13 protein-coding genes are annotated in these 12,561 nt (G+C 47.3%); 5 read left to right on the plus strand and 8 right to left on the minus strand.

The window, feature by feature from the left end; all coding sequences use genetic code 11:
- Positions 1 to 25: 25 nt before the first annotated feature.
- Complete coding sequence (locus MTR11_RS00185) at positions 26 to 1,033, plus strand: alpha/beta fold hydrolase (protein WP_243326853.1); 1,008 nt, start codon at positions 26 to 28, stop codon at positions 1,031 to 1,033.
- A gap of 236 nt (positions 1,034 to 1,269) precedes the next feature.
- Complete coding sequence (locus tag MTR11_RS00190) at positions 1,270 to 2,094, plus strand: Cof-type HAD-IIB family hydrolase (RefSeq protein WP_243326854.1); 825 nt, start codon at positions 1,270 to 1,272, stop codon at positions 2,092 to 2,094.
- 53 nt (positions 2,095 to 2,147) lie between these two features.
- Here the strand turns inward: MTR11_RS00190 and MTR11_RS00195 are convergent, their stop codons facing one another.
- Entirely contained in the window at positions 2,148 to 2,618 is a 471-nt protein-coding gene (locus MTR11_RS00195; protein ID WP_114324079.1) for an EVE domain-containing protein, read from the minus strand.
- Positions 2,619 to 2,665: 47 nt separating this feature from the next.
- Between MTR11_RS00195 and MTR11_RS00200 the strand changes: the two genes are divergently transcribed.
- Positions 2,666 to 4,225 carry a COG3650 family protein gene (locus MTR11_RS00200; protein WP_243326855.1) on the plus strand — a complete coding sequence of 520 codons (1,560 nt, stop codon included), beginning with the start codon at positions 2,666 to 2,668 and terminating at the stop codon, positions 4,223 to 4,225.
- A complete protein-coding gene (locus tag MTR11_RS00205; protein ID WP_243326856.1) occupies positions 4,225 to 4,839 on the plus strand; it encodes a tRNA-uridine aminocarboxypropyltransferase in 615 nt (204 codons plus the stop codon). The genes MTR11_RS00200 and MTR11_RS00205 overlap by 1 nt, the downstream gene beginning before the upstream one ends.
- 74 nt (positions 4,840 to 4,913) lie before the next feature.
- Here the strand turns inward: MTR11_RS00205 and MTR11_RS00210 are convergent, their stop codons facing one another.
- The 7 genes from MTR11_RS00210 to lptM form a co-directional block, all read right to left on the minus strand.
- A complete protein-coding gene (locus MTR11_RS00210) occupies positions 4,914 to 7,400 on the minus strand; it encodes an EAL domain-containing protein (protein WP_243326857.1) in 2,487 nt (828 codons plus the stop codon).
- Positions 7,401 to 7,538: 138 nt separating this feature from the next.
- Positions 7,539 to 8,255, minus strand: coding sequence for a 5-amino-6-(5-phospho-D-ribitylamino)uracil phosphatase YigB (gene yigB / locus MTR11_RS00215; RefSeq protein WP_006743011.1), 717 nt, complete (start codon positions 8,253 to 8,255; stop codon positions 7,539 to 7,541).
- 8 nt (positions 8,256 to 8,263) lie between these two features.
- A complete protein-coding gene (xerC, locus tag MTR11_RS00220; protein ID WP_085344475.1) occupies positions 8,264 to 9,196 on the minus strand; it encodes a tyrosine recombinase XerC in 933 nt (310 codons plus the stop codon).
- Positions 9,162 to 9,893, minus strand: a complete 732-nt coding sequence (locus MTR11_RS00225) for a DUF484 family protein (RefSeq protein ID WP_006743009.1) — start codon at positions 9,891 to 9,893, stop codon at positions 9,162 to 9,164. Before MTR11_RS00225 ends, xerC begins: the two co-directional genes overlap by 35 nt.
- Positions 9,887 to 10,717: a diaminopimelate epimerase gene (gene dapF, locus MTR11_RS00230; protein WP_243326858.1), complete on the minus strand. Its 831-nt coding sequence runs from the start codon at positions 10,715 to 10,717 to the stop codon at positions 9,887 to 9,889. The genes MTR11_RS00225 and dapF overlap by 7 nt, the downstream gene beginning before the upstream one ends.
- Positions 10,718 to 10,727: 10 nt before the next feature.
- Positions 10,728 to 11,981: a diaminopimelate decarboxylase gene (gene lysA, locus MTR11_RS00235; protein ID WP_006743007.1), complete on the minus strand. Its 1,254-nt coding sequence runs from the start codon at positions 11,979 to 11,981 to the stop codon at positions 10,728 to 10,730.
- A 61-nt stretch (positions 11,982 to 12,042) separates the two neighbouring features.
- Positions 12,043 to 12,159, minus strand: a complete 117-nt coding sequence (gene lptM / locus MTR11_RS24205; protein ID WP_005378746.1) for an LPS translocon maturation chaperone LptM — start codon at positions 12,157 to 12,159, stop codon at positions 12,043 to 12,045.
- A gap of 74 nt (positions 12,160 to 12,233) precedes the next feature.
- On the opposite strand from lptM, the gene cyaY reads away from it, so the two are divergent.
- Entirely contained in the window at positions 12,234 to 12,548 is a 315-nt protein-coding gene (cyaY, locus tag MTR11_RS00245; protein WP_012841286.1) for an iron donor protein CyaY, read from the plus strand.
- The last annotated feature ends 13 nt before the right edge of the window (positions 12,549 to 12,561 follow it).

The following is a 12,561-nucleotide window of genomic DNA, read 5'->3' on the forward strand; positions in this document are numbered from 1 at the left end:
CAACGTATCTTCAGGTAATCGACTAATGGCTACTAACCATTCACCTTTGACTTATACTCAAGAGTCATTATTTGAGCAAGCAATTGGTGGTCCGATCGCGGCACTTTGGCAAACTCGCCAAGAAGGCTTTGTTAAAGGAACTGAGAAAAAGAACATCTACTGGTGCAAACTGACCAACCCAGAACATAAAAAAGCCGTGCTCATCGTTAATGGGCGCATTGAATCTTCCTGGAAATACCAAGAACTGTTTTACGATCTCTATCGCCAAGGCTTCGACGTCTATTCCTTTGACCACCGCGGACAAGGTTTATCAGATCGTCTATTGTCTGACTCAGATATGGGTCACGTCTATGACTTTACTGATTATATTGACGATATGGACGTGGTCGTAAACAAACACGACCTTAGCGACTATCAGCAATGTTTCATCATTGCCCACTCCATGGGCGGCGCAATCGCTACACGTTATCTGCAAACTCACCCAGAACATCCCTTTACCGGCTTGATTTTTAGTGCGCCTATGTTTGGTATTAATCTGCCATGGTACTTATCGCCAATAGCGATTCCAGTGACACAAATTATGTCAGCGGTATCGACTTTGCCACGATATGCACCAGGACATCAGGCCTACTTCCCTAAACCCTTTGAAGATAACCCACTCAGCCAAAGTTACGGCCGCTACCAATGGTTCCGAAATCTCTATACGGAAAAACCGGAACTGCAAGTCGGTGGACCGAGCACTCGATGGGTATGGCAAGGGCTAATGGCAGCAAAACAATGCTTTTTATTGACTCGCCAAGTCAAAGTACCGGTGCTCCTGATTCAAGCTGGGAACGATCGTATTGTCAGCAATCTGGCACAAAAACGTTTTATCGATAAATTGCGTAAAACCAACCCATATGCGGAGCTACTTTCTATCGAAGGCGCACAGCATGAGATCTTATTCGAGACCGACCAGTATCGTAATCAAGCACTCGATGCGATCTTCCGCTTTATGAATGACCCGAAATCATCGCCAAACGAAAAAACATAATAAGAACTCTAGGCGACCATTTCACGGCCATGATTAAAGAGGAAATGTCTGCACATTGATTTACCCTCTTTTTCATCCTCATTTTGACGTACACTGCTTGGGTCTGGCTGCGTTGAACCATGCAGGTGCAACCGACCAAAGTTCCCCCGCATTCGGAGCAGCATGATCTAGTCAGTCTGCTGTACTCCGTTTGCAATCACCTGTTCCACACTATCCAAACCGTTTACGAGGACTTCATGAGCACATCGCTACCTTGCAAAGAGATCACTAAAATCGTTGCCTCTGATCTGGATGGCACGTTACTCGCACCAAACCATCAGCTCAGTGCTTACTCAAAAGAGACGCTAAAAGCGCTGCATGAAAAGGGTTACACCTTTGTCTTTGCAACAGGCCGTCACCACGTAGACGTTGCGAGCATCCGTCGTCAGGTCGGTATTCCGGCTTACATGATCACCTCGAACGGTGCCCGTGTGCATGACCAGGAAGATCAGCTGATGTACAGCGAGAATGTCCCTGCAGAACTGGTTCAAGGCGTGATCGACACGATCAAGCACGATCAAGAAATACTAATCCACATGTATCAAAATGACAGTTGGTTGATGAACAAAGACGACGAAACATTGCGTGATTTCCATGACGAATTCACATACGTCTTATTCGATGAAGACCAAGCGCCAACTGACGGTATTGCGAAAATCTTCTTCACTCACCCAGCACAAGACCACGAACGCTTGGTGGTGTTTGAAAACAAACTACGTGAACAATTTGGCGATAAGCTGAATATTGCGTTTTCAACACCATGGTGCTTGGAAGTAATGAGTGCAGGTGTGTCTAAAGGCCATGCTCTTGAAGCGGTAGCGAAAAAACTCGGCCTCACGTTAGAAAATTGCGTGGCATTTGGTGATGGCATGAATGACGTAGAGATGCTGTCGATGGCAGGTAAAGGATTGGTCATGAGTACATCACACGAGAAAGTGATGAAAGCATTGCCAAATAACGAAGTGATTGGCAGCAACGCAGAAGATGCGGTTGCACACTACCTACAAGATCACTTGCTGTAAGCAGCAATACTCCAAACAATAACAAAGGGCTGCACATTCGCAGCCCTTTTCTTTTATCGCTGACTTGGCAACTTCTCTTTGCCAAGGATCGCTTCCCACTCTTCTTCTGTCACAGGCATGATCGACAAGCGATTTCCACGTTTCACCAATGGCATGTTCTCAAGTTCTGGCATCGCTTTCATCACCGATAACGGAATCACTCGCGTCGTTTTACGCACGAATTCGACATCCACCATAATCCAACGCGGGTTGTCTGGGTCTGACTTTGGATCGTAATAATCACTTTCAGGATCGAACTGGAAATGATCGGGATAGGCTTCTCTCACGACTTTAGCAATACCGGCAACACCAACATTCTTGCAAGAAGAGTGATAAATCAGGACTAAATCGCCCACCTTCACTTGGTCACGCATCATATTGCGCGCCTGATAATTACGAACTCCCTCCCAACATGAAACCTTTTGGGTTCGAAGCGTGTCAATAGAAAAGGTATCTGGTTCAGTTTTAAATAACCAATATGCCATAATGCCATCCGATGCCGATTGAGTAACAATAATGAGGAAGATATAACATGAAGGCTTTGAAAAACCCAGTGGCGCTTGCCACTCTGCTGGTTCTGCAAGCATGTAGTTCGCAGCCGCCACATTCTGGCGCTGCCGACCCAGCTTCTCCACCAGCCACCTTAGATAAGCCTGACACCATTCAACCTCAAACCTTTATGCTACGTGGAAAAGTGATCGTCGGTCACGAGAGCCAATACATCATGCCTTGTGGCAGCGACAAGCAATATTGGTTACAACTGTCACCACAGCAAATGCAACGAGCAATTCAGTTAAATAACGAGCCATACCAGACCATGTATGGCGAGGTTATCGGCCATCTCAACCCACCGGGCATCGATGGGTTTTCTGCCGATTTCGATGCTAACTTTGTCGTGGAACAAGTGAACTTCCTCACAACGGAAAATCCAAACCGTTGTCAGCAACCAAACAAACCAACTCGCGTGTTTGGTAATGAGCCTTCTTGGTCGGCACGCTTTGAGGCTAATGGACTGACATTCCAGCAAATCGGCAAACAAACCACAAGATTAGCGATTAAGAGCAGTCAACTTCAACCTCGCCAGCGCACATATCAACTACAAGATGGTGAACTTCGCCTAACAGAAAACCTCTGCTCAGATACGATGAGTGATTCTTTGTATGGCTGGAAAGCGACGCTAAAACATGATGGCGACACTTATCAAGGTTGTGGTACGGCTGCAAACGTGGACGCTACGCTTGGCTGGGCCAATACCTATGTCGCGACTTCAACCCAATCACAAGGTTTTGAGGTGCAAATGACCTTAAACCCAGACCACAGCGCCACAACAAAATACAGTTACGCCAATGGGCAAGCACCGTTAATCGAGCGTGGGTACTGGCAACAATTAAGTCCGTCTCAGGTTCAAGTCGTCATGACGCATCATCAACAACAAAGACTGATGTCAGAGCGACTGTTTACGCGAGAAGGCAATCAGCTCAAAGCGACCAAAGAAAAAGTCGGTAACTTGGTATACCCAATCGCCGATGGTGGTTTAGTGCTTTACCCTGCCACCACTCGTGATGAGGGCATGATGCAACCAGCCGAGAAACGCGCCAACAAGCCCATCAGCAGTGCAGACGTACCTTCTAGTGCGGAGTTTGACTCCAAAGTAGATGCCGCCGTGCGCAACTACTTCTTCATTCACCAAACCAACCCCAACAACAACAACAACAACCAGTACCGTTGGCTAACTTACGACCTCAACGGCGATGGTAACGAAGAGCTATTAGTACAGCTGGATTGGTGTGGTTCCGGTGGCTGTACATTGCTGATATTTGAACATCACGAAAAAGAGTGGCGCTTCAATAGCCGTATCACACTGGTACAAAGCCCGATTATGCTCGGCCAACAAACCTCTCATGGCTGGCGAGATCTAATTTTTAATGTCAGCGGTGGCGGAGCTAAGGCAGCCCAACACGTGATGCAATACAGTGGGGTTAGCTACCCACTCAACCCAAGCATGGCACCAACGGCAACGCCAAACCAAATCAGTGGCGTGCGTCTGTTCTCGGATGGGATTAGCCCGGTTCGCGAAGGAGTTCGTCTGTAATGTCGCAACCGTGTCCAGATTGTGGTTTTCAATTCAACTGTATGTGCTCACTGGTGCCGAAACTTACCAGCGAGTACAACATCTTACTGTTGATGCATCCGAATGAACTGACGCGTGATACTAATACTGGCCAGCTACTAGAGCAGTGCCAACTCAATATTGAGCGAGTAATCTGGGACCGAAAACAACCACCAGCAGACTTGCTCGCTCGATTAGCTGATCCGTCACTGTATCCAGTGCTTCTATTCCCAAGTGAAGAAAGCGTCACACTCGAACATGTGGCGATCCAAAGCCAGCAACAAACCAAAACTCCGCTGTTTATTATTTTGGACGCCACCTGGCAAGAGGCGCGCAAGATGATCAACAAGAGCCGTTGGTTAGAAAGTATCCCTACTATGGCGCTGTCTGCATCGGCGGACTCGCAATATCAGCTGCGACGCAACCAACAACAAGGCAATTTGTGCACGTTTGAAGTCGCCGCACATTTACTTGGACAACTAGGCGAGCAAAATAACCAGCAAAAAATGCTCACATTCTTTGCTCACTACCTTGCACTATTTCAAGCCGAAAAAAGTGGACACGCTCTCAAGCAATCACCGAACTCACGCAACTAAAACCAAATTGCTCAAAATAAAAAAACGCAGCCAAGGCTGCGTTTTTTATTGGAATGGTTTCACGTGAAACACAACTAAAACAAACGCGTAGGTTCACCCAAGTAGTAGCCTTGCAGATAGTCAACGCCCATATCCTGCGCGATTTTGCACACCTCTCGATTGTGGACAAACTCCGCCACCGTCTCCGCATTAAACACCTGACATAAACGCACCAACTGGGAAGCTATTTTGCGCTGCTTTAAGTCTTTATCGATATCACGGATCAAGCTGCCATCGAGCTTTATGACTTCCGGCTCCAGCTTTAGGATTTCATCAATATTGGAATAACCTGAGCCAAAATCATCAACAATGATACGCGCTCCTAAGCTTCTAAAATGACTGCATACTTCGATCATTCGACCGTAGTCTTTGATTTGCTCAGATTCCAACACTTCCAAACCAATTCGCCTAGGGTCATTGAGCTGACAAATTTCATGCTCTAAAAGCATTAAAGTTTTATCACTAAGCAAATCTTGCGGCGATAAGTTAATAGAAAAGTCACCTTGCCTATCTCGCATGTAATGTAACGTAGAATGGATCATGTGCCGACTCAATCGAGTATAAAGATGCGTATCGGAAATAATAGGCAGGAAGCGCCCTGGCGCAATCACCGTTCCATCCTCCTCCAAAATGCGAACCAAACATTCTTGGCTTGCCAATTTATGGCTATCCGCATGCACTATCGGCTGGCTATAGGTAATGATGTTCTGTTTGAGAATGGCTTTACTGACGCAACTCAACCATCCAAGCTGCTCTTTACGCACATCCTCACTGACTTCAATGTCTTTCGCATTGCAGATATGGGTATTACTGCGCACACCGGAGCGCCTCGCTTCAATGCCTTTGAGCAATAGCTCATCCGCAGAAGCTGATGGAAAATCTCGACGACTCACTAAGCCACCGCACAGCGAGATAGAAAGATAATCTATTTCGCGCAGACCAATTGGCTCAAAATTAGTTTGCTCTACCGCGTCGGCAAAACGAGTAAAGTGCTGTTTGATGGTTTCACTGCTTTGGTCAGCTTTAAATATGAACGCCCACTCACCAACCCCAATACTATAAAGCTGCAAAGCCGTTGGCATGCCAAAACGCTTTCGCAGTCGATTCGTAAAATGCATTGAGAGGTCTTTAAGTAGCTGATCCCCTACTCTATAACCGTATTTTTCATTGATATGGCTGAAGTTAAGTAGTTTTAGAGTCAGCAAGTGCTCATCCAAATCAATGCTACTCAGCCGTTCTTGCAGCGCGACTCGGTTTTGTAATCCAGTGCGACTATCTCGCCGATAGCTTTCTTGTAACTTGCGCGTTTGGCGATCGAGTTGATACCCCATATGCGCATTCATATGGTTGAGGTCGCCAATCGCATTTCGAATCAAGCTAAACAATGGTGAAATAGAGGAGCTAACGGGCGACTTAGGCAAGTTCAATGCTTGTACTTCATCTCCCTCTCGCATCGCTAAATACGTCAGACTGTGATGAAGAATTTCTGGCTGTCCAATACCGCCATGCAGTTCCCCCATACAATAACTACCAAACGTCGTCGCGATATCTTTGAAGGCTTGGACTTCGTCGCTGCTGTCAATAAAGTCTAACCGTGACGCGCAGTTAAAAATCATCACGACTTCAGGTTGGTGCATGGCTAACTCAACCACACCATGTCGCACCTGTTCGAGCGTTAATGAGGGGTGGTTATAGCAAAATTGTACTTCGTCACCAAGACACCAAGGCCTGTCGAAACTCATACTACCATCAGCGTGCAGCTCCGTTACCGTGCAAACTTCCTTGCGCCCCAAGCTTTCTCGATATAAAGGAAAGCTGAGCAGTTGACTCAGCGTCACATCATGGCCATCCGCCAAATAACGCTTGTATACGTCCAACGCTTTCTGTTCACCTAAGCAATACAAGCGCGTTCCTTTTGCATGGGTGACTTTATGTGGCATGCCAATCGGGTTCCATTCCGAATACGCATCCGTCCATAGCTTCAAGGTATCGCTGTGCAAAGCTACGGCGACCACGGCATTATCGTAAACTCGGTTTTGATATAGCACCCAACAGCCATCATCAATACTCTGCGCCAACCCTCCAGAGATCACGACTTCTTCACTAGCGAAGGTTTGAAACAAGGGATAGTCACGTCGTTCAATTTGCACAGCAAAGCTGAGGATCACTTGCGAATTATGCTGCAACAGAAGCGAGCGTTTGAGCTCTCCACCATCAATATCGGGGGAGTAAGAGTAGGTTTGTACAGCAGAAGTAAGCGTGGTTTGTTCGAACTCAGTCACACTGATCAGGCAACCAGAGGTAAATATCTCCCCCTCCAGAATGACATTACGCGTACTATGCCCCATGACATGAGCATTCGGCAGCAACAATAAAACAGCGTCCGCAAGTGTGGTCGCAAAGTCGCGTGATTGAGTCGACAATATTTGCACCAAATATTGTTTACTTGAAGAGAACTGAGAAGTGACTAAAAAGTCATTTAACTGACTGACATCATGAACCAGTTTTGAAAAAGCTCGCATGCACCTACCACTGCCGTAACACTATCTTCACCACGACGTGTGGCGTTACTCTTTTTACTTAATAGTGAATAATTTACGTGGCTTTACGCTGCTTTTCTAGACACAAAATGAGATTAGAATGGATTAATGCGAAAGCAATTAAAAAAGTGTGAGTAACGGCTGCAAACTATTGATTTCAATATCAGGTAAAGTACGTGTTTTTGAATGGTTAATGACATTTTTATTCATATCATTGAACCAACAAGCCGCAAAACCAGCCGACTTTGCACCATGCACATCTGTGGTTAGGTGATCACCGACATGCAGAATATTCTCTGCTGGAATATCCAAGAACCGTTTAGCCTTAGTAAACATATCGGTGGCGGGTTTCGCTAACCCATCTGGCCCCGCTTTGAGCACACATTGAAAATACGGCGTTAAGCCAATTTTATCTAAATCGACGTTGCCGTTTGTGATCGCCACGAGCGGAACTCGCTCTCCCAATTGTGTCAAAACATCTAAGCTTGATTGGGGCACTTCAAACTGACTGCGCCAATCCAAAGCGAGCTGCACACCCTCTTCAGCCGCGGCTTGAGCTTGCGCTTCATCATAGCCAACTGAAAGAAAACCATGCTTTAGCTGCACTAAACGCCAAAGCGTCACATCGCTTCTGAGATCCGGTCTCTGCTGGAGCACATGTTTTTTTACCTGCATCCAATCAGCCTTATCCATGTGCGCCACGGCAGGATGTGTTTGCTGCAACCAAGCCAACAACTCACGCTCCATACGGATAATCACCGGGTAATTGTCATACAGCGTGTCATCAAGATCGAAGGTCATGGCCTTAATGGGCTCAATACGGCGATAGAATTTCATACTTCGGCTCACTCCCCGCTCTTTTTACGTGCGCGTGGGTGGGCTTGGTCGTAGGCTTGCGCTAAATGTTGGAAATCCAAGTGCGTGTAGATTTGGGTCGTCGAAATGTTCTCGTGCCCTAAAAGCTCTTGCACCGCACGTAAGTTATTGCTGGATTCGAGCATATGTGTCGCAAACGAGTGACGCAATTTATGCGGACTAATATGGCTCGCCACAGACTGTTTCTGTCCCCATTCTGCCATACGTTTTTGCACGCTACGGTGCGAAATACGCGTTCCGAGTTTAGACACAAACAAGGCGGGTTCACCTGGCGCAGCAAGATCGCCCCTGACTTTCAACCACTTGGCAACCCATTCAGTTGCCATGCCAGAGAATGGAACTTTACGTTCTTTGTCGCCTTTACCGATAACACGAAGCTCGCCACTGCGCAGTTGTACATCACGTACATCCACACTCACCAACTCAGCCAAACGCAAGCCAGCACCGTACATCAGCTCCATCATGGCACGATCACGCACAGCCAACGGGTCGTCTTCGTTGACCTCAAGCAGTTGGCTCACTTCATCAACATCGAGGTTTTTCGGCAACGGGCGCTTTTTACGTGGCGCTGAAACCCCTTTGGCAGGATTAGCTGACATCTCGCCACGCAGAATAAGGAAATCGAAAAAGCTACGCAGCGATGAGAGGCGCGTCGCTAAACTGCTGGCTTTCATGCCTTCCCGCATGCCCTTACCTGCTAATTGGCGCACCCAGCCTGCATCCACTTGAGACCAATCTTTAAGTCCCATTTCAGCCAAGTGCTGCGCCATGGTTTCTAGCTGCTGTTTGTAATTGCGTTGAGTATGTAGGCTGAGCCCCTTTTCGCTTCGTAAGAATTCATAGAAGCGCTCTAGAGGCTTTTGCAGACTATTTGGCAGAGGAGTGTTGGGAGTTGTCGTCATCGTAACTTTGCCATACCAATGTTTGAGCGAGATGTGCCACTACTAATGATAGGTGACGCAAAAACAAGGTATCCATATCTGGTTGAAAATGACCGCCATCCTCACTAGAGAACGCTAGTACGCCCAGTGTTTGCTGTTTCACGAGCGGTAGTACCACATAGGACCCCATTTCCGGCACATCCATATTGCCAAACAAAGCTTCACGATCCACTTTGCGAAGACGTCCTAAGTACGCGTCTTTGCCATTTAGGTGGGTGGTCGCAAAACGTTGATAACTTTCCTTACTCAATTGAATAGATGCGTCGCATTGACTAAACAATCGAACAAACGCGCGTAAGCCAAGTGCTTTAGCTTTCTCTTCAATAGAATGAATGACTTGTTTAAAGTCACCACACTTTAGAATCTGCCCCTGCAAATCCATAAATTCGTAAAAGGTGCGATCGTTGTTCGCCGCAAGCGACATCAGTGTGGTGATCTCTTCTTCTAACTCTTCAATGCGCTGACGTTGGCGATTCATTTGTATGTGCACCAAAGACACCGCACCCAAGTCTGAGTGTGGGAAAGATAGACGATCCACAAGCTCCGGACGCTGCACAAAAAAATCGGGATGATCTTTGAGGTACTCGGCCACCACTTCAGCCGTTAAGGCATCTGCTTCTACTTGAGACAAACCGTTTCCTTTTTCTTCTACTAGCAAGACAATTGACCATCAAATACGTGCGTTGTGGGTCCAGTCATAAACAACGGCTTACCCGGACCTTGCCACGCAATTCGCAGCTCACCACCTGGTAGAGAAACCTTAACGTTTTCATCCAGCAGACCCTGAAGAACCCCTACCGCTACCGCCGCGCAAGCGCCGCTACCACAAGCTTGTGTTTCACCTGCGCCTCGCTCGTAAACTCGAAGACGAATATGGTCACGACTCACCACCTGCATAAAGCCAGCGTTGACGCGCTCTGGAAAACGCTCGTGCGACTCAAGCAGCGGGCCTAATGTATCGACATCAGCAGTATCCACGTCATCGACCACCGTCACCACATGCGGGTTACCCATGCTTACCGCGCCACAGAACAGCGTTTTTTCACCAGCGCGCATGATGTAGGTTTTCTCTTTTTGCTTGGCTTTAAAAGGAATTTTGTTCGGCTCAAACTCTGGCACACCCATGTTGACCGTCACTTCTCCATCATCTTCGATGTTGAGAATCATCTTTCCTTTTTTGGTGCTTACGCTGATGCTGTATTTATTGGTCAACCCTTTCAAGCGAACAAAGCGCGCGAAGCAGCGCGCGCCATTCCCGCACTGCTCAACTTCACTACCATCGGCATTGAAAATCCGATAATGGAAATCAGTTTCAGGGTCGTAAGGGGCTTCTACCACGAGCAATTGGTCAAAACCAACGCCGGTATGACGATCCGCCAAACGGCGGATCAGGTCTTGCGAGAAAAACACGTTCTGGGTAATACAGTCGACGACCATGAAGTCGTTGCCCAAACCGTGCATTTTGGAAAAGTGGAAATGCATTTGTTGTGTGTTACTCCGGTAGAATCTGTTCCAGCTGCCACAAACTGGTCAGCTCCTCACGCTGGCGAACTAAGTGGCTTTGTTTACCATCCACCATTACTTCTGCCGCTCGGGTACGAGTATTGTAGTTCGAAGACATCACAAAACCATAGGCACCTGCTGAACGAACCGCGAGTAGATCACCTTCTTGCAAAACGAGTGCGCGATCTTTACCCAAGAAGTCACCGGTTTCACAAATAGGGCCAACCAAATCGTAAGTCTGTGCTTCCCCCGTGCGCGGCGAAACTGGCACGATATCTTGCCATGCTTGGTATAGTGCAGGACGCATCAAGTCGTTCATTGCCGCATCGATAATCGCAAAGTTCTTGTGCTCAGTATGTTTTAAAAACTCAACACGCGTTAGCAAGATACCTGCGTTCGCAGCAATTGCACGGCCTGGCTCAAAGATCAGCTCCAAGTCTTGGTGATTTTCAAGACGGCCTAGTAACGCTTTAGCGTAATCTGAAGGCTGAGGTGGTAATTCATCACGATAGACCACACCCAAACCGCCGCCGACATCAAGGTGACGAATGTTAATGCCTTGCGCTTTTAAATCATCAATCAGGGCTAATAAACGGTCTGTCGCGTCGATAAATGGGTCGATATTGGTGAGCTGAGAACCAATGTGGCAGTCGATGCCTTGCACATTCAAGTTCGGCAGGCTTTGCGCGAATTTATAAACATCTGGCGCACGATCAAATGCAATGCCGAATTTATTGTCGCGAAGACCAGTCGAAATGTAAGGGTGTGTTTTCGCGTCGACATCTGGATTGATACGCAGAGAAATTGGCGCAATCACACCAAGCTCACCCGCAACCTTATTCAAACGTTCTAGCTCAGGCTCAGATTCAACGTTGAAACATTTGATACCTAGCTCAAGAGCACGCTTCATTTCTGCAGGTGTTTTCCCAACACCAGAGAAGACGACTTTCTTCGGATCACCGCCTGCGGCAATCACACGCTCAAGTTCACCACCTGATACGATATCAAAGCCCGAACCCAAACGCGCCAGTGCGTTCAATACGCCTAGGTTTGAGTTCGCTTTCACCGCGTAGCAAACTAGATGAGGATGTTGACCCACAGCACTATCAAACGCCTTCCAGTGGCGCTCTAGCGTGGCTCGAGAATATACGTAAAGAGGAGTGCCATATTGCTCTGCAAGAGCTTGAAGTGGGACGTCTTCGGCCCAAAGCTGGCCATCATCCTGATAGTTGAAGTAATCCAAAATTCGCTTCCCTTATTTTATTCGACTGCTGAACCCTAATTTCACCCTAAGGCGCGGTTATTTATTGTGATTGCTCATTCTGTTGAGTGTCATCTGGAATGTATAGTGAGCCAGACTGGCCACATCCCGCTAACGTCGCGGCAACCATCACAAACAACACAGTAACTAATTTTTTCATTTCGCATATCGTGATTATTGAATCAATGCCCCCTATAATCGCACCACACTCAGGAAAAGCAATAGGATAGACGGATGAACGATACTGAATTTCATCAACTGGTGGATGCGCAGATGCAAATCATCGAAGAATCCATCGATGATTCAGGCGCAGACATTGATTACGAAGTCACTGGCAACGTAATGACATTGGAATTTGAAGACCGCAGCCAAATCATCATTAACCGCCAAGAGCCGATGCATGAGATCTGGCTAGCGTCCAAATCTGGTGGTTTCCACTTCAAGCTTATTGAAGATAAATGGACCTGCTCAAAAACGGGCATGGAGCTATTTGAAATGGTGAAGCAAGAGTGTGAAAAGCACGCGGGCGAAGCCATTGATTGGGCATAATGTCCGTCAATCG

It is taken from the genome of Vibrio sp. CCB-PB317 (assembly GCF_022808245.1).
GTDB classification, from domain to species: domain Bacteria; phylum Pseudomonadota; class Gammaproteobacteria; order Enterobacterales; family Vibrionaceae; genus Vibrio; species Vibrio diabolicus.